The sequence below is a fragment of the Pectobacterium aroidearum genome, assembly GCF_015689195.1.
Taxonomy (GTDB): Bacteria; Pseudomonadota; Gammaproteobacteria; order Enterobacterales; family Enterobacteriaceae; genus Pectobacterium; species Pectobacterium aroidearum.
In genome coordinates, this window is record NZ_CP065044.1 from 4849566 (window position 1) to 4874732 (window position 25167).

The 25167-nt window shown below is 55.2% G+C and carries 21 protein-coding genes; 12 read left to right on the forward strand and 9 right to left on the reverse strand.

All coding sequences use genetic code 11. The features are described from left to right. Position 1: 1 nt before the first annotated feature. On the forward strand, positions 2-1036 hold the full coding sequence (locus tag I2D83_RS21650) for a putative FMN-dependent luciferase-like monooxygenase (RefSeq protein ID WP_182100910.1): 1035 nt from the start codon (positions 2-4) through the stop codon (positions 1034-1036). After that, entirely contained in the window at positions 1033-2166 is a 1134-nt protein-coding gene (locus I2D83_RS21655; protein WP_205947286.1) for an alkylhydroperoxidase domain protein, read from the forward strand. Before I2D83_RS21650 ends, I2D83_RS21655 begins: the two co-directional genes overlap by 4 nt. Positions 2167-2208: 42 nt before the next feature. Here the strand turns inward: I2D83_RS21655 and I2D83_RS21660 are convergent, their stop codons facing one another. Next, positions 2209-2832, reverse strand: a complete 624-nt coding sequence (locus I2D83_RS21660; RefSeq protein WP_194431385.1) for a LysE family translocator — start codon at positions 2830-2832, stop codon at positions 2209-2211. 181 nt (positions 2833-3013) lie between these two features. Between I2D83_RS21660 and I2D83_RS21665 the strand changes: the two genes are divergently transcribed. Together I2D83_RS21665 and dsbG are read left to right on the forward strand one after the other, a co-directional pair. Continuing rightward, the gene (locus I2D83_RS21665) at positions 3014-3718 is read left to right on the forward strand and encodes an SMI1/KNR4 family protein (RefSeq protein WP_205947287.1); all 705 of its coding nucleotides are present in this window, start codon (positions 3014-3016) and stop codon (positions 3716-3718) included. A gap of 69 nt (positions 3719-3787) precedes the next feature. Further along, positions 3788-4543, forward strand: coding sequence for a thiol:disulfide interchange protein DsbG (dsbG, locus tag I2D83_RS21670; protein ID WP_205947288.1), 756 nt, complete (start codon positions 3788-3790; stop codon positions 4541-4543). Between the two features lie 34 nt (positions 4544-4577). On the opposite strand, the gene I2D83_RS21675 is transcribed toward dsbG, so the two are convergent. Continuing rightward, the gene (locus I2D83_RS21675; RefSeq protein ID WP_205947289.1) at positions 4578-5483 is read right to left on the reverse strand and encodes a siderophore-interacting protein; all 906 of its coding nucleotides are present in this window, start codon (positions 5481-5483) and stop codon (positions 4578-4580) included. Between the two features lie 254 nt (positions 5484-5737). Here I2D83_RS21675 and I2D83_RS21680 point away from each other — a divergent pair, with 254 nt between their 5' ends. Both I2D83_RS21680 and I2D83_RS21685 read left to right on the forward strand, forming a co-directional pair. Continuing rightward, complete coding sequence (locus tag I2D83_RS21680; protein WP_010281712.1) at positions 5738-5989, forward strand: type II toxin-antitoxin system Phd/YefM family antitoxin; 252 nt, start codon at positions 5738-5740, stop codon at positions 5987-5989. Then, entirely contained in the window at positions 5986-6273 is a 288-nt protein-coding gene (locus I2D83_RS21685; RefSeq protein ID WP_039284929.1) for a type II toxin-antitoxin system RelE family toxin, read from the forward strand. The genes I2D83_RS21680 and I2D83_RS21685 overlap by 4 nt, the downstream gene beginning before the upstream one ends. A 107-nt stretch (positions 6274-6380) precedes the next feature. Here I2D83_RS21685 and gorA read toward each other — a convergent pair whose 3' ends face one another. Continuing rightward, complete coding sequence (gene gorA, locus I2D83_RS21690; protein WP_181848045.1) at positions 6381-7733, reverse strand: glutathione-disulfide reductase; 1353 nt, start codon at positions 7731-7733, stop codon at positions 6381-6383. A 128-nt stretch (positions 7734-7861) separates the two neighbouring features. Continuing rightward, entirely contained in the window at positions 7862-8704 is an 843-nt protein-coding gene (locus I2D83_RS21695) for a 23S rRNA (adenine(2030)-N(6))-methyltransferase RlmJ (RefSeq protein ID WP_015842271.1), read from the reverse strand. A gap of 353 nt (positions 8705-9057) precedes the next feature. Here I2D83_RS21695 and I2D83_RS21700 point away from each other — a divergent pair, with 353 nt between their 5' ends. Both I2D83_RS21700 and I2D83_RS21705 read left to right on the forward strand, forming a co-directional pair. Continuing rightward, a complete protein-coding gene (locus tag I2D83_RS21700; protein ID WP_043881851.1) occupies positions 9058-9786 on the forward strand; it encodes a DUF1266 domain-containing protein in 729 nt (242 codons plus the stop codon). Then, positions 9786-12515 carry a J domain-containing protein gene (locus I2D83_RS21705; RefSeq protein ID WP_205947290.1) on the forward strand — a complete coding sequence of 910 codons (2730 nt, stop codon included), beginning with the start codon at positions 9786-9788 and terminating at the stop codon, positions 12513-12515. Before I2D83_RS21700 ends, I2D83_RS21705 begins: the two co-directional genes overlap by 1 nt. A gap of 44 nt (positions 12516-12559) precedes the next feature. Here I2D83_RS21705 and I2D83_RS21710 read toward each other — a convergent pair whose 3' ends face one another. Continuing rightward, positions 12560-14251, reverse strand: a complete 1692-nt coding sequence (locus I2D83_RS21710) for a molecular chaperone HscC (RefSeq protein WP_205947291.1) — start codon at positions 14249-14251, stop codon at positions 12560-12562. A 192-nt stretch (positions 14252-14443) separates the two neighbouring features. On the opposite strand from I2D83_RS21710, the gene I2D83_RS21715 reads away from it, so the two are divergent. Beyond that, positions 14444-14737, forward strand: coding sequence for a DUF2623 family protein (locus I2D83_RS21715; protein WP_015842275.1), 294 nt, complete (start codon positions 14444-14446; stop codon positions 14735-14737). Between the two features lie 10 nt (positions 14738-14747). On the opposite strand, the gene I2D83_RS21720 is transcribed toward I2D83_RS21715, so the two are convergent. The 4 genes from I2D83_RS21720 to I2D83_RS21735 form a co-directional block, all read right to left on the reverse strand. Continuing rightward, a complete protein-coding gene (locus I2D83_RS21720) occupies positions 14748-15575 on the reverse strand; it encodes an energy transducer TonB (RefSeq protein ID WP_241007251.1) in 828 nt (275 codons plus the stop codon). Positions 15576-15769: 194 nt separating this feature from the next. Next, a complete protein-coding gene (locus I2D83_RS21725; protein WP_205947292.1) occupies positions 15770-16759 on the reverse strand; it encodes a FecR domain-containing protein in 990 nt (329 codons plus the stop codon). Continuing rightward, complete coding sequence (locus I2D83_RS21730; protein WP_015842278.1) at positions 16756-17268, reverse strand: sigma-70 family RNA polymerase sigma factor; 513 nt, start codon at positions 17266-17268, stop codon at positions 16756-16758. Before I2D83_RS21730 ends, I2D83_RS21725 begins: the two co-directional genes overlap by 4 nt. Before the next feature lie 178 nt (positions 17269-17446). After that, positions 17447-19996: a TonB-dependent receptor gene (locus tag I2D83_RS21735; RefSeq protein WP_205947293.1), complete on the reverse strand. Its 2550-nt coding sequence runs from the start codon at positions 19994-19996 to the stop codon at positions 17447-17449. A gap of 321 nt (positions 19997-20317) precedes the next feature. On the opposite strand from I2D83_RS21735, the gene prlC reads away from it, so the two are divergent. The 3 genes from prlC (at position 20318) to I2D83_RS21750 (ending at position 25151) form a co-directional block, all read left to right on the forward strand. After that, positions 20318-22360, forward strand: coding sequence for an oligopeptidase A (prlC, locus tag I2D83_RS21740; RefSeq protein ID WP_181845549.1), 2043 nt, complete (start codon positions 20318-20320; stop codon positions 22358-22360). Further along, a complete protein-coding gene (rsmJ, locus tag I2D83_RS21745) occupies positions 22357-23103 on the forward strand; it encodes a 16S rRNA (guanine(1516)-N(2))-methyltransferase RsmJ (RefSeq protein WP_015842281.1) in 747 nt (248 codons plus the stop codon). Before prlC ends, rsmJ begins: the two co-directional genes overlap by 4 nt. Positions 23104-23255: 152 nt before the next feature. After that, complete coding sequence (locus tag I2D83_RS21750; RefSeq protein ID WP_205947294.1) at positions 23256-25151, forward strand: bifunctional metallophosphatase/5'-nucleotidase; 1896 nt, start codon at positions 23256-23258, stop codon at positions 25149-25151. The last annotated feature ends 16 nt before the right edge of the window (positions 25152-25167 follow it).

The window sequence follows — 25167 nt, forward strand, 5'->3', positions numbered from 1 at the left end:
AATGACAACGAAACGTCTGGGATTTTTCACGCGGCTGCTGGATGACACCTCCGCCCAGCAGCGCTATCGGCTGGCGACGGAACAGATCGTCAAAGCCGAACAACTCGGATTCGACAGCGCCTGGGTCGCGCAGCACCACTTTCACGCTGATGAAGGCGGGCTACCTTCACCGCTGGTGTTTCTGGCGCTGGTCGCCGCGCGCACTCAGCGCATCCAACTCGGTACTGGCGTTATTACGCTGCCAATGGAAGAGCCGCTGCGCGTGGCGGAAGATACCGCCGTGCTTGATTTACTCAGCAACGGCAGACTGGAAATCGGCGTAGGTTCCGGCGGTACACCGTCCTCATTTGCCGCGTTTGGCCATGACAGCGCGCAACGCGGGCAGATCCTCGGGCGCTATCTGGAGAAACTGCGCGCCGCGTGGCGAGGAGAAGCCTTGAGCGAAGACGGTAATCAGCTTTACCCTGCCGCCCCACATTTGGATAAGCGCGTCTGGCAGGCCACGTTTTCTATCGAAGGCGCGGAGCGAGCCGGTAAAGCAGGTGATGGCCTGATGCTCTCTCGTACCCAGCCGCGCCCAGACCATTTCCCGGACGCCACGCTGGCTGACCTGCAAAACCCGATGATCGACGCCTACCTGGCCGCACTGCCTACGGGCGTCATACCGCGCATTCTCAGCTCACGCAGCGTTTTTGTGGCTGACGATCGTCAATTAGCGCTGAGTCTGGCAGAGAAAGGGCTTACTCGTTCCGCCGCCCGTTCCGGCACGTTCCGTGCGATCTCTCACGACTCGATAGAAGCGCTGATCGCCTCCTTTGATAGCCATGTCGGCACCGCGCAGGATGTCATCGCGTCACTTCGGGCAGACAGCTCGCTGGAGCGTGCGACCGATGTGACATTCCAGGTGCACTCCATCGATCCGCCGCATGCGCTAATTCTGCGCTCGCTTGAACTGATTGCCACTCAGGTGGCTCCCGCGTTGGGCTGGAGACCCGCCGTCAAACAGAAAAGCCCGATCGGGCAGGAGATTGCATGACGCACGCTAACACGTTACACACTCAGGACATCCTGGATACGCTGGCCGAAATTAGCCCGGACTCCGCCCTCGCGGCAGCCAGAAAAACCCGTGATGCGGCGACACGCCACACTCAGGGCAGCTACGAGGCGCTGTTTAACGCCAACGCCGTAGACGACGCGACGTTGCCGCTATCGCTGCGCTTCTGGTTCGCGACCAAGATCAGCGGCTGGCAGCAGGATGAGCAATTGCAGCGTTTTTATGCCGAGCGGCTGTCGGACTTCCCGGAACCCGCGTTGACACCCGCGCTACAGCTGGCGCTAGATCATGCCGAACGCCTGACGAAAACCCCCGTACACGCCTCGGCGTCCCACGTCAGCGCGCTGGAGCATGCGGGCTGGTCGGTAGACGATATCGTGACGCTGTCGCAGCTCATCGCGTTTGTGAATTTTCAAAGTCGGCTACTGCGTGGCTATCGCCTGATTGCCAGCCACCGCGTCGGCCAGCCGCATTCACAGGCTGCTGTTGCGGGTCAGTGGCATACCCAGCCGCAGACGCACAGCGGAAAATCCGCGCCGCAGGCGTTTACTCAGGCAGAACTGGGTTGGGAACCGTGGATCGCCCCCAAACCGCTGGCCGAATTCAATGCCGATGAGCAGGCGATTCTGGCGCGCTTCGGCCACACCGATTCCGACTATTTCCGTCTGCTAAGCCGCAATCTTCCGGTGCTGGAACAGCGCACGCTGACGGATAAAGGGATTTTCTATACCGCTGGTGGCCTGCCGCGCAAAGAACGCGAACTGATCGCCGCCGTCACCAGCAAGGTCAACGGCTGCATCTACTGCGCCTCTGTACACGCGCGTAAAGCCAGCCAGCTTTCCAAACAGGACAGCGATGTGCAGCGGCTGCTGGATGTCGTTCCCGGCGGTGATTTGAGTATCGGTCAAAGCCCACGCTGGCAGGCAATCATCGATTTCTCGGCTCGCCTTTCCGCCACGCCCGCGCAGGTCAACGCAAACGATCTGAAGCAACTGCAAGAGCAGGGGTTAGATACGCTGGAGATCGTCGATGTGGTGCAGTCAGCCGCCTTCTTCTCATGGGCCAACCGACTGATGCTGACGCTAGGCGAACCCTTCTGGCCAGAGCATTAATCCTCAGGCGGTCTGTTTTATTATGCTAGTAAACAGGCCGCCCTATCGCCGGGACAAAGCCAGACGCGCGGCGAATGCCAGAAAGAGAACGCCCGTCGTTCGGTCCATCCATTTCACGACCGCGCCGCGCCGTAGAAAACGCGACAGCGGGCGCGTAGCCGCAATCAGCGTAGACGACCACAGCGTGCCGATAACGACATGAATAAGAACGAGCAGGTAAGTCCACAACACGACCGAATGGCCGGCAGGGATAAATTGCGGCAGGAATGAAACATAGAACACGCCGATTTTCGGATTGAGTACGTTACCCAACATGCCACGGAGAAACCAGTTCTGATGCTTCGGTGCGTCTTGTGACGTCGCCATCACCAGCTCGGTTCTGGGCTTCAGGAGCATTTGCAAACCCAGCCAGCAGAGGTATGCCGCACCGCACCATTTCAGGATGTTATAGGCCAGCTCCGACGCCGCAATCAGCGTTCCCAGACCAAACGCCACCATCGCGCCCCAAATCAGGCAGCCGACTTGAATACCAAACGCGGCATGGAAGGCTTTTTTACTGCCTTCAACGGTCGCGGTGCGTAAAATCAAGGCCGTGTCCAAACCCGGCGTCAGGGTTAATATCGTCGCGGCAAACGTAAAAGCAATCAGCGATTCGGTCAACGTCACGGTAATTCATCACTCCAGCAGGGAAAACCACAAAACGCCTCATCCTTATCGAGAATGAGGCAAGTGAGCGGACGCGCTATCTTATAGTAATCTCTACCTCATAGACGATAGGGCATGGTTATATCCATCTCTTCAGTCAGGCCATGCAACTCAACATCACCCCACGACAGCGAAAAATGAGATGCACAGACTCGATGATCTAGAAAGCTGGTTAATCAATCAGTTACCTGAAGTAGTAGAAGACCTAAACCCCGGCGCAACGCAAAACGAGCTCGACGCGTTTATACAACACATCGGCGTGGCAGTGCCGGATGACTTTCTCGCGCTGTACCGCTGGCACAACGGGCAGCGTATGGAACAAAATACCGGCCTGTGGTATGGCATGAGCTTTTTACCGCTGGCTAGTGTCATGCAAGAAGTCGATGGATGGCGAGAAATTGTGAATACATCAAGCGATGACGATCTCACCAGCTTGAATTACGGTATGTCATCTACGCCTCCTCACTACGTGAAGCCCGTCTATGCCAATCCACTGTGGATTCCCTTCGCCTATGACTGGGGCGGCAACTATCTGGCGGTCGATCTGGATCCCGATGTACAAGGTACGCGTGGACAGGTAATCAACTGTGGACGCGACGAAGAAAGAAAAATAGCCATCGCCCCCAGCCTCAATGCCTTTCTCCAGTGGATGATGGGGGAACTCAACGCTGGCAACGTCAATATTCGTCTTGAGGATGACGGAGGCCGGAGTTTCAACACGCTGCGTCCAGAGAAATACCATTTCCTCGATGCATTGGCCGCCATTTTTGACGATGCGCCATCGCCAGCAAGCCCCCCAGCAACATCAGGAAAATCAATCTGGTCCTGGTTCAAGAAGCGTAAATAAGCTCCCTCAGTCGGTTACCTTCCGCTACGCTATCCGGCAGGCAATGATTCACGATACAGGTGCAATACCATGATAAAACGCGTCTTCCTCACGCTCTCCTTATTGACGCTTTCCGCATCGTCACTGGCGCAGGATGCCCTGCCGGACGCGGTGAAGAGTATCGAAAAACAGGGCATTACGATCATCAAACCGTTCACCGCACCCGGCGGCGTGCAAGGTTGGTTGGGCAGCTATCAGGGCGTGGGGGTGACCATCTACTTAACGCCGGATGGTAAGCATGCTATTTCGGGCTATATGTACGACGAACACGGCAACAACCTGAGCGAAGCGCTCATTCAGCAGGAAGTGTATGTGCCTGCCGGTCGGGAGATGTGGCAGAAATTACAGCAGGCGCCGTTTATCACCGAAGGCTCAAAGGATGCACCGCGTAAAATCATCGTCTTTGCCGACCCATTTTGCCCGTACTGCAAACAGTTCTGGCAGCAGGCACAGCCGTGGGTGAAAGCAGGAAAAGTGCAGTTGCAAACGCTGCTGGTCGGCGTCATCAAACCGGAAAGCGGACGTTATGCCGCAGCCATTCTTGCCGCCAGCGATCCAGCCAAAGCTTGGCATGAGTATGAACTATCGAATGGTAAAACGCTGCCTCCATTCCCCGAATCCTCATCACGCGACACCTGGAATAACATTCAGCACAATCAGCGGTTGATGGATGAACTAGGCGCAAACGTCACGCCCGCTATCTATTACCTGAATGATAAGAGTGAACTACAGCAGGTCGTCGGGCTACCAGATGAAAAGCAACTGGCGGAGATGATGGGGAAATAAACACAGGAGGGAATCTCCCTCCTGCCGTTGTCTCTTAACGATGCGACCAGTACGCCATAAAGTTGATCGTCTCTTTATCAAGGTGGCGCTCGTCGAGCAGATAGCGACGCAGCCGTTTGATAGCAGAAGACTCTCCCGCCACCCAAGCGTAAAACGGGCGATGCGCTGTTGCTCTTTCCCACAGCAGCTCGTCTTCCGGCGTCTCCTGCGCGATTTCATCGTGGTTGGTACAGGCGCTGGCGGGGATTTTCACGTCCTGTTGCACCGCTGCCAGCAGGCGTTCACCCCATACTGTACTGCCGGTTTCCTCACGCGGCAGCCAGTGAATCTGCGCAAACGGGAAATCGCCCGACGTTACGCAGTCAGCCGCTTTCGGCACTTCAAAAAAAGCCTGCACCGACGGTGGAGAAGACTGACTCGCCAATTGTTCAAGAATCCCCATCGCCGCTGGTAGCGCCGTTTCATCCGCAATCAGCAGTACCTGCTCAACGCCATCGTGCGGTGCCCATTCATAGCCGCCGCTGTCGCCATCAGCTTCCGCATTAGGCGCGACAATCTGTAGCGTATCGCCCGGCTTAGCGTGATTCGCCCAGCTTGAGGCAGGCCCGGCATCGCCGTGCAGCACAAAATCGATCGCCGCCTGCTGTGATTCCTGTGAGACGGAACGCAGCGTATAGGTACGCAAAATCGGGCGACGCTCACGCGGCAGCGCCAGATAGTCCTGATACCAGGTGTCGCTCACGGCCATCGGCGTCAGTTCCCCGCTTTCACTGGCGAACAGCAGCTTGATGCGCTGATCCGGCGCATCCAGTTTCATCTGGCGCACTTCCGGGCCGGTGAACACACAGCGAGCTAATGAAGGCGAGAGCAACGTCTTACTCTCGAGGCGTAAGTTGAACAATCGATAGGCTGAAGACGTTGTGCGGTTAGCTAAAGACATAGTGAGAAAGCCATATGTTTTGTAAGGGAAATTCGGTCAGCGGGATAAACCCCATTACCGCAACTTACCATAAACAAAATACTAACGATAATCATTATCACTATTCAGGTGAATGGCGTGATAAAAGCAGCATTTTCTCCCTTGCGTAGGCAGGAGGCCATGCTGTGCGAGCATAAAAAATTATCAAAAGACTTGTTAACAGGTCTTTGATTGATTAATTTAAAGACCTGTTAATCGGTCATAAAGGGTCTACCATGCCGAATATTATATTGAGTGATACCAGTGCCAGCGTCAGTGAATTGAAAAAGAACCCGATGGCGACGGTCAATGCTGGCGACGGTCTACCTGTCGCTATTTTGAACCGCAACCAGCCTGCGTTTTATTGCATTCCTGCGGATCTTTACGAAAAAATGCTGGATGCGCTGGACGACCAGGAACTGGTTAAGCTAATCGGTGAACGCAAAAACCAGCCGCTGGTTGACGTGGATTTGGATAGTTTCCTATGAGCTATAGCGTCAAATTCAGGGAAGATGCGCTGAAAGAATGGCTCAAGCTCGATAAAACCATCCAACAGCAATTTGCCAAAAAACTAAAAAAATGCTGCGAAAATCCTCATATTCCTTCGGCAAAGTTACGGGGGATGAAGGACTGCTACAAAATAAAGCTCCGAGCATCAGGCTTTCGTTTGGTTTATGAAGTCATTGACGACATCTTGATTATTGCCGTGGTGGCGGTAGGTAAACGTGAACGCAGCGGTGTTTATCATCTGGCGAGTGAGCGAATGAGATAACCGCATTAACCTGAGAATAAAAAATGCCGGCAAAATAGTTCACTATTCAGCCAGCATGTTTCCACTTTCCAGAAAAGCCGTCAGGCTCGCTTTCCTTCCCTACACCATTACCGCATTGTCACAAACTCTTCCGACGCAGTCGGATGGATGGCGACGGTGTTGTCGAAGTCTTTTTTAGTCGCGCCCATTTTGACGGCAACCGCGAAGCCTTGCAGCATCTCGTCCATACCAAAACCGATGCCGTGGATGCCGACGATTTTTTCTTCTTTGCCCACGCAGACCAGCTTCATGCGGCACGGCTGACGGTGCTGTGTGACGGCGGTGTACATCGCAGTAAAGGCAGATTTATACACTTTCACCTGATCGTCACCGTACTGCTCACGCGCCTGCGGTTCGGTCAGCCCAACGGTGCCAATCGGCGGATGGCTGAAGACGACGGTCGGGATATTGCTGTAGTCCAGATGCTCGTCCGGTTTGTTATTAAACAAACGTTCGGACAAACGACGCCCCGCCGCGACGGCAACCGGCGTAAGCTCGACGGCACCAGTGTTATCGCCAACAGCGTAAATACCAGGGACATTGGTGTTCTGGAACTTATCGACGTTGATGTAGCCTTTGTCGTTCAGCTCTACGCCGATGACGCTCAGGTTCAGGTTATCCGTCGCTGGTTCACGACCAATCGCCCAAATCAGGCAATCGACGGTTTGTGACTGACCGTTTTCCAGCTCCAGCGTCAGGCTACCATCCGTATTCTTCACAATCGCTTTCGGGATCGACTCGGTATGCAACGTCGGCCCTTCGGTGTTCATCACTTCCACAAGCGTGTCGACAATCAACGGATCAAAGCTGCGCAGCGGCGCGTGTTTGCGTACAAACAGGTGGGTTTCAGAACCCAGTCCGTTCAGCACGCCTGCAATTTCCACCGCGATATAGCCTGCACCGACAATCGCGGTACGCTTCGGCAACGCATCCAACTCAAAGAAGCCGTCGGAATCAATACCGTACTCCGCACCGGGAATATCAGGATGAACCGGACGACCACCCGTTGCGATCAGGATATGGTCAGCCGTAATTTTTTCGCCGTTCACTTCCACCGTGTGCGCATCGACAAAGCGGGCAAAACCGTGGATGACATCGACCTTATTCTTGCCCAGCACGTTATCATACGACTGGTGGATGCGATCGATGTAGGCGCTACGGTTCTTGACCAACGTGCCCCAGTTGAACTGGTTCACCGTGGTATCGAACCCGTAATCCGGCCCATACTGATGGATCGCTTCGGCAATCTGCGCCGCATGCCACATCACTTTCTTCGGCACGCAGCCGACATTGACGCAGGTGCCGCCCAGATATTTCGCTTCGATCAACGCACATTTTTGTCCATACATCGCCGCGCGGTTGATAGATGCGATACCGCCGCTGCCGCCGCCAATAGCAAGATAGTCATAGTGTTTGGTCATCAGTGTATCCATGCTTAAGTGAATAAAATTTGCCTAGAGTGTAACGCCAGAGCCCTATGCCGAATAAAGGTTATGCCTATGGTTGCGATAGGAAAAACCGACCGCGTCCCCCACCACAACCGTGTGCATTACTCCGGTACGATTTGCTCCACCAGCGTATGTCCGGTGCCTTCCGGTACCAGCACGCTATGCAGCCACGGCAGCACGCTTTTCATCTGCGATGCCAGCTTCCACGGCGGGTTAATCACAATCATGCCCGACGCCGTCATACCGTAGCGATCGCTATCCGGCAGCACCGCCAGCTCAATTTGCAGAATGTTGCGAATGCCCGTGGCTTCCAGCTCTTTCAGCATACGTTTGATATTCTGACGCAGCACCACCGGATACCACAGCGCAAAGACGCCAGTGGCAAAACGCTTATGCCCTTCCTGAATACCTTTCACCACAGCTTGATAGTCCGTTTTCAACTCATACGGTGGATCGATCAGTACGAAACCGCGACGAGAAAGCGGCGGCAACTGTGATTTCAACTGCTGGTAGCCATCGTCGCGCAGCACTTTGGTACGCGAATCTTTCTGGAACTCATTGCGCAGCAGCGGGAAATCGCTGGGGTGCAGCTCGGTCAGGTGAAGCTTGTCCTGCTCACGCAGCAATTGGCGCGCAATCAGCGGGGAACCGGGGTAATAGCGCAGTTGGCCGTTGTGGTTATAGGTGTGTACGGCCTGCATGTAAGGTTCGAGTTCAGCCGGAATGTCGTCACGTTGCCAGATTTTCGCGATGCCATCCAGATACTCGCCCGTGCGCTCGGCGTGTTCGCCGCTGAGCTGGTAGCGGCCGGCACCCGCGTGGGTATCCAGATACAGGAAAGGTTTTTCTTTCTCTTTCAGGGCAGTGATGATCAGGCTCTGAACGGTGTGCTTCAGCACGTCGGCGTGATTGCCGGCATGGAAACTGTGGCGGTAACTTAACATACTTGCTTTCCGGTGAAGTTTTTATAAATAACGTCGATTAGCTGACAGTATATACTCTAAATAATTCAAGTTTCAGGCAGGCGGCAAGAGAAGGAATCCCGATGAGCTTACTTAAGTAAGTGATTCGGGTGAGTGAACGCAGCCAACGTACATGCAACTTGAAGTATGACGAGTATAACCGTCTGAAGCGGAAAATATCCCCTCAATACCGAAACAACACCTCCCCCTGCGAACCGCTCCGCAAACTCGCCATTTTTATCGTATGAAATCAGTAAATTGTGAAACATGGCCATTTTTCGTTCGATTGAAAGCTACCGATATTCAGGTACATAAAGTACGATCGCAGGCTAACCATGATGGAATTGGACATTATTCTGATGGAACCTGAATATCAGCGCTGGCTGATGGCGCTTTCCGCCCCAATGGTCGCCCTCAATATCAAGTACGGCGCCCGCTTCTTCGACCCGACCTTTTATGAGCCCGGTGAAACCATCAGTCTGAGCAACAGCTGGGGTATCACTTCCCGCGAGGGGCTGATCTCAATGATTAACGATATGACAGACGGCGGCCATGCCGAGCGTCTGGCGTATTACTACCACCTTTGGCACCACCTGACGGCATCCGAATGGCAACAGCATTGCGCCAATCAATCTGAAGAAGCACAAGGTGCGCTCATGCTGGTGACCGAAACGGCCGCGCTATGCGGCGAAGGTGGAATACGCGCCTGGGATCTGGGGCGCATGAGTTTCCTGAGCCGCGTCGGGTTACTCAACGGCTGGATTAGTGAAAAAGAGAACCTGTGGATTCACACCCGTCTGGCCGACAGGGCGCGTTACTATTACCGCAGTTGGGAAAATTATTACGCCGCATTCTTGATCGGCCGCACCTACTGGCTTTCTTCGGATGAGGAAGACCCGGAATGCCAGCGCTACATTTTCAGCAACGCTAGCCAGAATCCTGACTACATTGACCAGATCGGCACGCTCTACACTCACCCAGACTGCCCGATTCATGACCTCGACTGGGATGTTGATCCGATAGAAATGGATAAGCCCGAGTCCTTACCAGAAGCGGAAATATAATGGACACACTGTGCTGGCAGCGATTAGGCATTGAGCCGACTCAGGATCTGGATGTTATCCGTCAGGCCTATCGTCAAAAAATACCGCAGTTTCACCCGGAAACCGACCCCGAGGGCTTTAAGCAGTTGCGCGAGGCGTACGATACCGCCTGCAAACTGGCGAAAAATCCTGTGTCGTTAGGTGATGAAGAACAGACCGCAACAGAATCGTGCGACACTCCCCAGACAACCGAGAATGCCTCTGCCGAACACGCCGATCCCCAGGCAGAAGCGCTGGTTAACGCGTTTGATCAGCTGCTAGGCAATCCGGCCGAACGCGTCGTTCCGCTGTACTGGGAACGTTACATTCAGCGACTGAACCAACACACTTTCGATGTGATCGATCGCATTCGCTGGCCGCTGCTCCAGCGCCTGATGAGCGAACCTTGCATCTCCATCCGCTGTGTTCGCACACTGGCCGAACGCCTGCGCTGGCAGCAGCGGCAGGGTGAACTGTCTGGCGACGGGGTGGAAGATGTCCGTCACTTCCTCGACTCGCTCGACTATGAAGATCTGTTCGATTTCTCCCTGCTCTCACACCTGAACCGGCCCGCACAGTTGGAAACCATCTTCTATTTCCAGCAGGCTAACGGAACGTACTGGAACCGTCCGGCATTTATGTTGGGCACGCTGCTGCGTAATCCGACCGCGATTTATTGGCCTGACAGCCCGGCGCTGATGCAAAAACTGGCGCGCTGGCACAGCCATGCCGGTGTCCCTAACGCCATACTGCGCGATTACTGTCTGCAGCAGTTGGACACAACACCGAACGACGCGGAATGGCTTGCGCTCAGTGCCAGCCTCTGTGCCCTGAGCGGAGAAGACGAACGCGCCTTCACGCTGTGGCTGACACTTTATCAGCACACTCACCATGCACAGGCGGAGCAATGGCTGATCGACTGGTGTAAACAGCACCAGCCGGATGCCCTTCCCTTACTGATTCAGTCGTTCAACTACACGCCAGCACCGGATCTGACGGGGTTAGCGCTGGACGATCCGCGCCAACGCTTCTTCATTTCACAGCACAACACCCAGATGCTGATACGCTGGGGAGAGGCGCTGAAACTGCCGCTGTCGCCGATGGCGGAAAGCTACGCCCGCTGGAAGCTGGGCAAGCAGGAGCTACGGGATATCTACCGACACCTGCTGCTACACAGCGGGGAGGCCATTCAGGATCGCCTGTATTGGCACGCCAGCATGTTAACCGTGGGTAATGAGCGCCTGTTGCAGGACATTCTGGCGCAACCGTTGCCCGACGAACCACTGTATGCGTTGATCTTACAGGGATTACAGTTTCAGGCAGCACAGCGCCTGTCCTGGCTGAATACCTCCGGCGCGATCCATGCTTTCACGGAATGGCTGTATTCGCCGTCAGAAGCGGAGTTGCCCAGTGTGTTCACCAACCAGAAATCATTCGCCTGGCTGCAAGCGCAAACCTGGCTGCGGCAATGGCGTCCGCTGTCGCTGAATCAGCTAAACAAACTGTATAGCAGCGGCATACACACGGAGGAAATCGACCCGATCAATGATTGTCTGGTCGAACTGTCCGCACGCTACGAGTGCGATGCGTCTCTGGCACCGCAAGGGGTGGAAAAGCCGCAGGATCTCAGCGCCAGAGAGGAACTGAGACAGGCAATTTTGATCGCATTAATGATGACCGATCCAACCTCGTGTCTGGGGTTACCGCGCCAGTCGGTGCTGCCTGAACTGGCCTTAACCCACCCAGCGCATTCACTCTCTCGACTCTTTCGCAAGGCGGAATGCCGTCATGACGATGCAGTAACACCGCTGAAAAAGCAGTTGGTGCTCAGCGACCCGCTGCACTATCACTGCTGGATGAACTTCCCCGTTTCTATTGAGGAGTATCTCAACAGCAGCGAGATGTACAGCGCGTCTGCGGCGAGCCATTTTTATCTTGCCGATGCGCGCTGGCAGGCAGAGTTGGCGACATCGCCCATTATCTACCAGATCTTTTTCCACACGTTCTATGCACTCATGGGGGAAGAAGAACAGACATCGCAGCACCTTGAACGGCTGGCCGCGCTCCCCGTAGAAATGGAACAGGAGGAAGCGATACGCACCGCCTTTACCGAAGGGTCGGACGAGTTGGAGAAACAGCTAAAACAGTTCTCCGATGACAAGCGGGTCACCCTCATCGGCAAGCTGATTCAGAGCTGTGCAAAAGATGACACATTCCTGTTCGATAACAGCGATCAGGGTTTCTTAGCCGAGCATGTGTCCTATCCGCACGAAGACGTCACGCTGCGGCTGGTCGCAAAAGTCCTGCTGCAATGTGCCGATCGGCGTGAACGCCTGTTCAAAGCCGCACCGGCTAAAAAGAGCTACTGGTGGCAGTTCTGGCGCACAAACGCCCGCATTGGCCGTCTCGGTTTTCTGATACAGGGCGGGTTGGGAAGCTATTTTCTCTATCGCGCGAGTGACTGGATAGGGTCGCCGCCGCCGTATATTGAAGGGCTGCTGATAGTGCTCATCGTGCTCAATCTGCTGGTTGCCACACGCCGACGCTATAACGACATCGGCTACAGTAAGCCGTGGGGGATGAGTTTCTTTAGCCTACTCATCCCGATATTTCTGCTGCTCCCCTTATTGGCACCGAGCATTAACCGCTGGAACCAATTCGGGCCGCCACCGGCTGGCAAGAAGACCGACACCGGCACCACATCGGCCTGACGAAAATAATTTGGGCGGCGTAGCCATTACACGCCGCCCAAACATCAGCGATAGACCTCATCCAGATACTGCTCAATACGCTGCCGCGTTTCGTCAATGGCGGGGGCATATTGCCCCGCCAGCACCTGTTCAAAATCCCGCAGCCAGAAGCCGATCTGCTCCCGCTCTTCCAGACGCGTCTGCGCCCAGGCTTTTTCCAGCCGCGCCAGCAGGTTGCGGTTCATCAGATTATCTCTGGGGTGAATCTTCAGCGCTTGCAGCTTATGGTGGCTTTTCTGTTGCTGCTCGGCACTTAGCCCCGTCGGACTGCGATCGATCACTTTCGTGAAGTTATCGCCGCTGTCCGGCAGGTTAACATCCACTTCCAGCAGCCCATTGATGTCATAACTGAAACGTACCTCAATAGATTGCTTATATGATTTCGCTTTTATCGGCATGGTGAATTCATCGATAAACACGTTGTTATCGACGTAAGGGCTTTCTCCCTGATAAATCGCGATGCAGATACTGTCCTGCCCAGGTGACCCAGTGGAAAACGTTTCAACCCTTGAGGTCGGCACCACCGTATTGCGCTCCAGTATGGGAGAAAACAGGCCGTTTTGTTTATCGTTGGCGGTCTTAATCCCGAGGGTATACGGACAAACGTCCGTCAGGATCACTTCTTCGATATCCTGCTCGCGTAGCCGGCAAGCGGCCTGCACCGCCGCACCTTTGGCGACAACGGTATCTGCATCCAGATGCTGGTAAGGTAATTTGCCAAACAGCCTGACCACCAGCTTCTGGATAATCGACATCTTTGATGCCCCGCCGACCAGCACCACATGGTCTAACTGCTCTGGTTTCAGGCGAGCATCATGCAGCGCCTGCTCTATCGGGGCTCGAATGCGGTTCATCAACGGCAGCCACGCTGCTTCGATATCTTCATCATTCAACACAATACGCCAGTCTTCCTCGCGCCAGTGCCACACCAGCTCATTCGATTGGGAAGGAAAACCGGGCTGACATTTCAGCGCTTCAGCCTGACTGTAAAGACGTGCCAGATCCGTCGCTGGAATCACCGTATCCTCAAGCTTCCACGCTTTCAGACAGCTTTTTACCATCGCCTGCGTGAAATCTTCGCCACCCAGATAGTTGTCACCCGCCGAACTGTGTACCTCGATCAGCGGAAACGCATACTCCAGCACGCTGACGTCGAAAGTGCCGCCGCCTAAGTCGAAGACCAGCGTACGCCCCAGCTCCTGTGTGTGTAAGCCGTAAGCCATAGAGGCGGCGGTAGGCTCATTGATTAAGCGAACCGCATTTAGCTCCGCCAGTTCCGCCGCAAAACGCGTCTGCTTGCGCTGTTCATCGCTGAAATAGGCTGGCACGGAAATCACGACATCCTTGATGGGATGCCCGAGATAACTTTCCGCATCGGCTTTGAGCGATTTCAGCACCATGGCTGACAGTTCGGCAGGAGAGAACGTTTTGTCCCCAAGTCTGAAGGTTTTCTTGCTCCCCATATAACGCTTAAACAGCGATGCCGACACCTGTGGATGCGTCGTTAAACGGGAAATCGCGGGTTTACCTACCAGAATGCTGCCGTCGTCATCAAGGCTGACGGCCGAGGGCGTGAAGTTATCATTTAGCGCATTCGGTATCAGGCGTGCCTCGCCATGTTGCCAAACGCTAATCAGGCTGTTTGTCGTGCCCAGATCGATACCAATCGCCGGAGAAGCGTCTTGCGGGTGCATCATGCTGTTATTCCTTGTTAACTATTCCGTATTCCCAGAGTGCCCATCAGGCGCAGACAACCAGCCCGTTCAGCAAGCAGGGCAATAGTATATGACCGCGTATGACGGATTCAGGAATATTTTTCAACAGATCTGGTGAGTGATAAATAAGCGTTATATCATTAAATATATAACGATCATTCACGGAGCATTATTATGGGAAACCATTTTGAGCGGGGTGTCCTCGCCGGGCTGAGATCCGCCAGCCCAAAATCCACCAACGACATCCACCCTTACTGCTACGATTATCGGCGCGGCTATATCTGCGGCTATGCTCACAATCTGGCGGAAACCAAAGGCGACCGTCAGCAGGCCGCCTTCGAAGCAGGGTTGTTGTCACGCCGCTACGGGCTGGAACGGGAGAGAATCGCAGAATTCTTTACTGAACAAGGCAACCCTTATGCGATTCGGTTTTTTTATGCGGGCTATGACGCCAACACGGCAAGCTAGCTGATGCCGACTAGCGGCGCACTTCCCGTAAATCGAAGCTAATGGGGATCGTGATGGCGAGCTGCGCATTATCCCCAATGACCTCTGCTGGTGGCGCCGGAAGCGGCTGAGCACGCTGCGGCAAGGCAACAGACTCCTTATCCAGCGGCATCACACCGCTGCTGCTGGCTAACGAGACGGCCAGCACCTTCCCCGTCCGATCCAACGTCACGCGAATCTGGGCGATGCCCTGCAACTGCTGCCGAACCGCCTGTGCCGGATACCGTTTATAGCGGCTCAGGTGCGCCAGTAGTTGGCTGCTCCAGTCAGCAACCCCTTTACGCATTTGCGCAGCATCGCTGTTATACGGTGCAGCAACCTGCTGGCTGCTACCCGGCAGCGGGGCGCTGGTGACGGGAGCTGGCGGTTTTTCCGACGGCGCAATCGGTTCCTGCGGCGTCGTCTCCTGCACCGGCTTTTCCATTTTTTTCTGTACTTTTTTCTGCGGCTGCGATTTTTCCTTTTGCGCCGCCGTAATCACCGGCTTCGGCGCAGGCGCGAGCGACGGCGCATCCTGCGTCATTTTTTCCGGTTGAGTCATCGCTTCCTGCGGCGTGGACAGCGTCTGTTGCGGGCCAACAGGCGCATCCTGAGGGCTGGGAGTCGACTGCACGCTATCCGCCACCATTAACATCATGGCGGGCGGCGGCGCTTCAATGGAGGAATCAAGCGCATGGTAGCTAATCCAGACGATCAGCCCCGCGTGTAGCGCCAGCGCCAGCAACGAGCCGCTCCCCCAGCGAACCGTTGTGGCGGGTCGAATCGTATTGTCTTTCAGCGTCTGTGCAATCATTAGCATACCGCCCCGCGCCATAGAGGCAGAGGAAACATGCTCAATGAATGGGGTTCCGGGAAGATCATCATGCGTTCTTCATCACATCGTTAGGCATAAAAAAGCAACTGATAATGGTAGGTCGCTTAGCCATGAGGATCGGGCAGAAAAAAAGTGAAAACAGCATAAATAGTAATGTTATTGGTTTTTGACAGGATATTTTATCGCGCAGCAATCTGAACCCAGTAGCGAGAGAAATAACGCACTTGCACAGGAAGCGCCTCCACCAGCGCAGCTAAGATATTATCGGTATCCGACAGCGGAAAGACACCGGAAAACCGCAGACTCTCAACCTCCGGCTGGCAACGAATCACACCGCTGCGATAGCGGCTCAGTTCATCAACAAAATCCACCAGACGCTGATTATCCGCCAGCAGCTGTCCTTTCACCCACGCGGGCTCGGCCTTCGCCGTCTCTATCTGACCACAGCGCTGCGTGGTGAACGTCGCGGTCTGCCCGCTTTTTACCACTTGTACGTCCTGACCGTTCTGTTGCGGATGAAGTTTCACCGCGCCGTCATACACCGTCACCCGCGTGTGTTCGTCCTGCACTCGCAGGCTAAAGCGCGTACCCAGCGCCTGCATCTTTCCCTGTGCCGTCGTCACAATGAAAGGGCGCGGATACAGCGCGGCCTTCTCCGCCTGGCCGGTTTCGATCATGACTTCACCGCTAATCAGCGTGAGATGGCGTAGATCGTCACCGTAGGCCACATTCAGCGCCGTCTGCGTATTCAGCAGCAGCGTGGTGCCATCGTCCAAAACGGCATGCTGCTGTTCGCCTACCTGCGTCTGGTAATCTGCCGTCAACGACTGCCAGAGATCGGTGCGCGATCCGGCCACGCCAGCGCCGCCGGTCAGGCAGAGGATCGCCAGCGCTTTAAGAACGCTGCGGCGCTGCATACCGTTCAGCGTCGACAGGCTCTGATGTGCCGCCCGTGCGTTAAGCTGGCTAAGATTGGCACACACGGATTCAATATGCTGCCATGCCTGTTCGTTATCCGACGAGGCTTCCCGCCAACGCTGCCACTCGCGGCGATCCTGCTCCGTCACGCTGTCGGACATCAGTTGCGTCAGCCACGCCACCGCTTCATGCGCACTGTCCGGCTGAATCGGCTGACCCTGTCTGTCACGATAAAAAGTGCGATCGTTCATAGCGGCAGCGCAAAGAAACACTGAAGGTTGGCGCGTTGCAGATACTGTTTCACCGAACTGCTGGAAACGCGTAAACGTTCGGCAATATCGCTGTAGCGCATGCCGTGGAGATGTGCCAGCAAAAACGCTTCCCTGACCGGCGCTGGCAGGCCGTCCAGCGCAGCGTCAAGCTGTTCAAGAATTTCGAGGGTAAGGAGACGCGTTTCCGGGGAGGGCATACAGGCATCCGGCTGTGAACTCAACACGTCCAGATAGGCATCTTCAATCTTTTTACGGCGGTAGTGATTGGCGACCAGACGGCGAGCCACAGTGGCCAGAAACGGGCGCGGTTGGCGAATTGTGAGCAACTCCGGGTTCATCAGCACGCTAAGGAACGTGTCCTGTGCCAAATCTTCCGCATGCTGGGCGCAGTCCAGTTTATGGCGCAGCCAGTTATACAACCAGCGATGGTGATCGAAATAGAGCTGCTGAGCAAAGTCATTAACGCTGGCCGTCGCTTTCCTCACCATCGAACTTTACTCCAGAGCGCCATTTAAATATAAGAATGATAATCGTTCTTATTTATGTTTTTTCCCTCTGACTGTCAAGTTCCTAAACGAAAATTATTCAAATTTGCTGAATTTGCATTACGCCCTTGCAACATCCTCTACTAACGGGGCGGAATCCTCTCCGCCCCGAACGCCGCGATCAGAAGCGTTGTAACACGCTGATTTTCACGTTACGCCCCACGCCGGAGACCGATTCGCCCAGATACGGGTAATAATCGGTATTCAGCAGGTTATCAACCGTCACACGGGCTTCAAATCCTTTTATCGCCTGTGGCTGCCAACTGGCGAACAGACCATGCAGCACATATCCCTTACTCTTCGGTAACGCCCAGATATCAGCCAGCGGGTCGCCATCAGCAGGTGAACGATCCTGTTTGCGCACAAAATCGCCCGTCCAGCCTACCGCCATGTCCAGACTCGGTATTTTGGTGCCCAACGTAGCGTGTGCGGTCGTCGGTGGGATTTCAGCAATCCAGGTTTTATTGCCCCACGGGTTACGCGGTGACGCATCGCGCTCGCCGCGAATCGAGGAGAAAGACAGGCTGCCAAACAGCCAGCGGCTGTCGTAGAAGGATTCAATTTCGACCCCTTCAATCGTATAGCCTGGCAGATTACGGTAGTTAGAGAGCGGCTGTCCGCAAGATGATGAAGTTCCGCTCTGGGTCTGCGCCTCACACAAGATACCGCGACGGTAGAAGATTTCGTTTTTCCCGCGGTTGCGGAACAGCGTGGTGCGGATTTGCAGGCTGTCCTCTTCCAGCATCAGGTTGTTGAAATCGAGTATCGCCCCCAGACGAAATGCTTTGATGCTTTCCACCTGCAGATTACGGCTGGTTCCCGGCACGCTGGATGCGGCAGACTGCACTTCATACTGTTCATCGACAACAGGTGCGCGCCAGGTGCGGCTGACATCGGCAAACAGCGACAGATTGTCCGTCGCCTTCCACAACGCCCCAATGCGCGGCGACCAGCCGGTGTAGGTCACGCTGCTGTAGTCATGCCCTGCAGCCGGGATGCTGCTGTTATAACGCGGCGCGAGGTTAGGTTTCCCTGTATTGGTAACATGGTCATAACGAACGCCCGGCGTGATCGTCACGCTACCCAGCGTCACCGCATCCTGTACATACAGGCTACGGGTTTCCTGTTCCCCAGCCGGCATATAGTAAGGCTGGAAATAGCCGTAGTTATACTCGGCGTTATTCTTACCGGATGGGTAGTAGATCAGCGTATCGCGCTTATGCTGGTGCCAGCGCATCCCCACCAGCAGCTTATGATCGAGCGGGCCGGTGGTGAACTGGCTTTCGTTACTGACCTCCGCCAACTGATCTTTATAGCTCACCCAGCTTTCATTCCCCAGCGATCCCAGATAGCTACTCTGTGAAGCCGAATCAGGGCGTCGGTCATGCTGTTCGGTTTTTGAGGTGGCAAATGACGCCGTCAGATTCAGCCACGGCTGATCCGCTGGCGCGATATTCCATTTCAGCGAGTAGTTCTTATCTACCTGATCGCGATAAACCAGCTTACGCCGCCAGGCCTCTTCCCAGCCGTAGAGGTCAACTTCCCTTTGTGTGGGGGACGCCATATCGTCACGCTTCGCGGCAAACGGCTGCCAGCCGTCAGATTCAGAACGCATCGCGGAGAGCGTCAGCGTCTGAGCATCCGTCAGATAGATGTTGGTCTTCAGTAAGTAGGACGCCATGTCGCTGGTCGAGTAAACAAAGCGTGTACCGTCAGGACGTTCGATGTTGTCGCCATCGCGCTTGCTCATGTAGAGCAGGCCGTCAGCCATCCCTTCTTCCGTTCGGCCATACAGCGCGCCGCTGTATATATTTTGTCGATCGTTAGTGTGATAGCTGTATTTGACCATCCCGCCGAAGTTTTCTCCCGGCAGCAGCAGATCGCTGGCGTCTTTGGTATCAACATGAATGGTGCCACCGAAGCCGCCGTTGCCGCTGCGAATATCATGTGGCCCTTTATCGACATCGATACGCTTAATCAGCTCAGGTTCAATAAACACCGAGCCCTGGCGGTATTTCTCAAAGCCTTTTGGCGCGCCGTCCAGCACGACTTTGACGTCTTCCATATCGCCCATGCCCCAGATGTTCAGGCTCTGGCCCCCCGGACGGGGAGAACCCGCCATCGACACGCCGGGAAGTTTATCGAGCAGGCTGGCAATATTATCGGCCTGCACGCGGTCAACGTCGGCCTGACGCAACACGGAACGTCCGGCGGCGGCGCTGTCCGACGTACCGCCAACGACCGAAAGCGTCGGGATCAGCAGGCTGCCGTCGCTTCCCTCAGCAGCAAGCATGGATTCCAGCCGATAGCCTGTGGCCGTCTGTACCGCACTCAGCCCCGTTCCCGCCAACGCGGCGGCAAAGGCTTCCTGAACGGTGTAGGTTCCCTGCACACTCCCGCTGGTTTTATTCTGTGTTTGATCGGGAGAAAACGTGAGAATGACATTGGCGCGGCTGGCAACGGCCTGCAACGTGGTTCCTAGCGGCCCAGCGGGGATAGAAAACGTCACTGTCGGCGCCGCGACAGCTGTCGTCGTTTCCGCCGCCAGCGCCGAACTGACCGTTCCGGCACTCAAGATCAATACGCCGGACAGTGCTAACTGCACCGCCCGCGTTACCGCCAAGGTAGGTTTATGTGCGATGCACCCACCCTTATGATTGTTTATCGCCATTGTCATTCCCCTGAAATATTGAAAAAAAAGACACATCAGGTAGGTCACGCGAAAAACAAAATCGGGCAGGAAAAGTGCAAAAATTTTCGGGAAAACCTCTTCAACGTGACGTTAGCTATCGTGTTCAGATGATAAACGAAGCTTTTCCGCTACCCAAAAACACACCTTTGGTCACGAACGGTCCTCCCTTCACCATTGATTTTCACGACGCTTGACCTCATCTTAGTTATTAATCTGCAGTCAATATCCGCCTTGCCGGCCTATATTCAACAGATTCCACTTACCGGCAACGAGATCACCTACAATTATCAGGACGGCACCATGACGAATCCATTACTGACTTCATTTACCCTGCCCCCGTTCTCCAGCATCAAAACGGAAGATATTGTCCCAGCGGTAAAATCCGCATTGGATGAATGCCGCGAGACGGTAGAACGTGTGGTGGCGCAAGCGGGGCCGTTTACATGGGATAATCTGTGTCAGCCGCTGGCGGACAGCGACGATCGTCTTAGCCGCATTTTTTCCCCCATCAGCCATTTGAACGCCGTGAAGAACAGCCCAGAGCTGCGCGGTGCTTATGAGCAATGTCTGCCGCTGCTGTCTGAACACAGCACCTGGGTCGGCCAACATGCTGGTCTCTATCAGGCCTATCGCAGCCTGCGCGACGGCGAGCACTACACCGCGCTGAGCGTAGCGCAGAAGAAATCCGTTGATAACGCGCTACGCGATTTTGAACTGTCCGGTATCGGCCTGTCGCCGGAAAAACAGAAACGCTACGGCGAAATTTCCGCCCGCCTGTCCGAACTTGGCTCGCAGTACAGCAACAACGTGCTGGATGCCACAATGGGCTGGAGCAAGCTGATTACCGACGTCACCGAACTGGATGGCATGCCGGAAAGCGCACTGGCGGCAGCCAAAGCGCAGGCTGAGGCCAAAGAACAAGATGGCTGGCTGCTGACGCTGGATATCCCAAGCTACCTGCCGGTAATGACCTACTGCACCAATCAGGCGCTGCGTGAAGAGATGTACCGCGCCTTTGGTACCCGTGCCTCCGATCAGGGGCCGAACGCGGGTAAATGGGACAACAGCGAGATCATGGCGGAGGAGTTGGCGCTGCGTCACGAGCTGGCACAGCTGCTGGGCTTCGATAGCTATGCGCACAAGTCGCTGGCGACCAAAATGGCGGAAAACCCGCAGCAGGTACTCGACTTCCTGACCGATCTGGCGAAGCGCGCCCGTCCACAGGCGGAAGAAGAACTCGCGCAGCTGCGCGCTTTCGCCAAAGAACACTACGGTGTGGAGGAGTTGCAGGCCTGGGATATCACCTATTACAGCGAGCAGCAAAAGCAGCACCTGTATTCCATCAGCGATGAGCAGCTTCGCCCATACTTCCCGGAAAACCGTGCGGTAAACGGCCTGTTTGAAGTGGTTAAACGCATCTACGGCATCACCGCGAAAGAACGTAAAGACGTCGATATCTGGCACCCGGATGTTCGCTTCTTCGATCTGTTCGATGAAAGCGGTGAGCTGCGCGGCAGCTTCTACCTCGATTTGTACGCTCGCGAGCACAAACGCGGCGGAGCCTGGATGGATGACTGCGCGGGTAAACTGCGTAAAGGCAACGGCGAACTGCAAAAACCGGTCGCCTATCTGGTGTGTAACTTCAACCGTCCGGTCAACGGCAAACCAGCTCTGTTTACCCACGACGAAGTCACCACGCTGTTCCACGAATTCGGCCACGGCCTGCACCACATGCTGACCCAGATCGATACCGCCGGTGTGGCGGGCATTAACGGCGTACCGTGGGATGCAGTCGAACTGCCGAGCCAGTTCATGGAAAACTGGTGCTGGGAACCGGAAGCGCTGGCCTTTATCTCCGGCCATCACGAAACCGGCGAACCGCTGCCGCAGGAACTGCTGGATAAAATGCTGGCGGCGAAGAACTATCAGGCCGCACTGTTCATTCTGCGTCAGCTGGAATTCGGCCTGTTCGATTTCCGTCTGCACGCCGAGTTTGACCCCGCGAAAGGCGCTCAGATTCTGCCAACACTGGCCGAAATCAAAGCACAGGTGGCCGTGGTGCCAAGCCCGAGCTGGGGCCGCTTCCCGCACGCATTCAGCCATATCTTCGCGGGCGGCTATGCCGCAGGCTATTACAGCTATCTGTGGGCCGACGTGCTGGCAGCCGATGCCTATTCCCGCTTTGAGGAAGAAGGGATCTTCAACCGTGAAACCGGCCAGTCGTTCCTGGACAACATCCTGACCCGCGGCGGTTCCGAAGAACCAATGGAGTTGTTCAAACGCTTCCGTGGCCGCGAACCGCAGTTGGACGCCATGCTCGCGCATTACGGCATCAAAGGATGAGCATCTGCTTAATCGCAGAAGAAGGCGCCGATAGTGGCGCCTTATCTTCTCTGGCCGCACGCTGGGGGCTGGTTTCCGATCCCGATGCGGTAATGGCGCTGGTGCTGACCGCGGAACGACTGGAATTGCGCAAGCAGGATGAACCGAAACTCGGGGCTATCTTCGTGGATTTCGTCGCCGGAACCATGGCGCACCGTCGTCGCTTTGGCGGCGGACGCGGCGAGGCGGTCGCTAAAGCGGTGGGTATCAAAAAAGATTACCTGCCGGATGTCGTGGATGCGACGGCCGGGCTGGGGCGTGATGCCTTTGTGCTGGCAGCATTAGGCTGTCGGGTACGCATGGTGGAACGCAATCCGGTGGTTGCGGCATTGCTGGACGACGGATTGCAGCGTGGCTATCGGGATGCGGAAATTGGCCCGTGGCTACAAGCGCGGCTCACGCTGCTGCACGCATCGAGCATGACCGCGCTACGCGACATCACGCCGCCGCCGGATGTGGTTTATCTCGATCCGATGTTTCCGCACAAACAAAAAAGCGCGCTGGTGAAGAAAGAGATGCGCGTGTTTCAATCGCTGGTCGGCGCGGATGACGACGCCGATGCGTTGCTGGAGCCCGCACGCGCGCTGGCGAAAAAACGCGTCGTGGTAAAACGACCAGACTATGCACCGCCGCTGGCCGGCGTACCGGCACAGTCCATGCTGGAAACCAAAAGCCACCGCTTCGATTTCTACCTCCCCGCCTGACACACCTCGCCGCTGCGCCGTTACACGCATCAGCGGCTAAAAACTTAGCCTGCTTCGCATTTCCTATGCTGTATTTGCAAAGTCTGTAGCACAAATGCGAAGCAAATCGCATAATTTCGCGCTATCCCCTTTTATGACACTAAGATGACATAATGAAAAAAACGCTTTTGTCACTTCTGCTTTGTTTGAGTACTTCTGCTATGGCCACTCAAGAACCGATAAATATTACGATTCTGGGGACATCCGACCTGCACGGCACCTTTGTTCCCTGGGATTACGCCACCGATACCGCCAACATGGCGGGCAGCCTGAGCCAGATCGCCACGCAGGTGCATAAAGTCCGCGCACAGCAGCCGAATGTCATTCTGGTTGATGCGGGCGACACGATTCAGGGCAACTTTGTCGAAACCTTCAAAAATGACAAAACCAGCCCGATGATCCTCGGTTTCAACGCCCTGAATTATGACGTTTGGGTAATGGGCAACCACGAGTTCGATTTCGGCCTGAACGTGCTCAACACCTCGCTTGACCAGTTCAAAGGCACCGCGCTGGCAGGCAACATTTTTTGGGAAAGCGGTAAACCTTACTTACCCGCCTATAAAATTGTCGAACGGCAGGGAGTGAAAATTGGCATCATCGGGATGGATACGCCGATGACCGCTGAATTCGCCAAAGGCACTGACCGCGTGAAAGGACTGAACTTCACCGATCCCGTCGGGGCGGTAAAAACCGTGATCCAGCAAATTCACGATAAGGTCGACGCCATCGTGCTGGTCGCCCATATGGGCATCGATAACGAGAACCAGCGGCCGGGCACTGGCGTGGGCGACATTGCTCGCGCGAACCCAGAACTAGCTGCAATTGTCGCGGGCCATATGCACGTAAAAGTGGATAAAGAGGTGATAAATGGTGTGATCGTCACCGAACCAGACAAATATGGCCGCGCACTGTCGCGCATCGATTTGCAGTTTGAACAGCAGAACGGCAAATACGTACTGATCAACAAAGACAGCTATACCTATTCAATTAAGGACGTGGATTCTGACCGCAAGATGGAAGATATCTACGAACCTTATCACAATACCCTGCGTGCCAACGCCAACCGTCCGATTGCTCAGCTCCTCGGGCACGATCTGGTACCGCAAGATGCCGTGAAAGGCATTCCTCAGGTACACGTACAGGACACGGGTATCAGCGCCCTGTTCCAGGAAGCCAGCCGCCATTACGCCCCCAAAGCGCAGGTTATCGCACTGCAAATTGATAACGATCGGCCCAAGCTGAACGTCGGCACCATCTCCGCAAAGGACATTGCCTTTAACTATCAATATGCTGGCGGTGAAATCACGGTTTATCAGCTCACAGGAAAAGAACTGAAGAAATATATGGAATGGTCAGCGGGTTATTTCAACCAGCAACAAGACGGCGATGTGACTTACAGTTTCAATCCACAGCGCCGCGCGTCCAAATATTCCACCAATGATTTCTTCGACGGCGTGACGTACACCATCGACCTGACAAAACCTGCCGGGCAACGCATTACCGACCTGAAAATGAATAACGGCACGCCGGTTACCGACGACATGCCGATTCGTCTGGGTATGAATAGCTACCGTATGGGCCACCTGACGCAAAAAGGCGGTGTGCTGGAAGGTAGGCAGTTCCCGGTACTGTCGGACACCAAAGCGGAATATGGCGAAGAAGCGGGCACAATTCGTAACCTGACCATCCGCTATCTGACCGAGGTGAAAAAAGGCCAATACGAAGGCACTGTGCCGCAGCGCTGGAAGCTGGCTGGATTGCAGGGCTATGAACGCGAACGCCACATCGTCGAATCGCTGCTCAACAGCGGAAAAATCAGCGTGCCAACCTCAGACGATGGCCGCTATAGCAATGTGCAATCCATCAACGTGAAGTCGCTGCTGCTGCCGGATACCGCGCAGAGGGAGAAACACGTGGCGGAGCTGACGCAACAGCGCGACAGCGCCACCAACGCGTTGACCAAACAGCGGCTGAACGATCAACTGACGATAATCGCGGCCATAAACTAACCGACGCTTCGCGGGA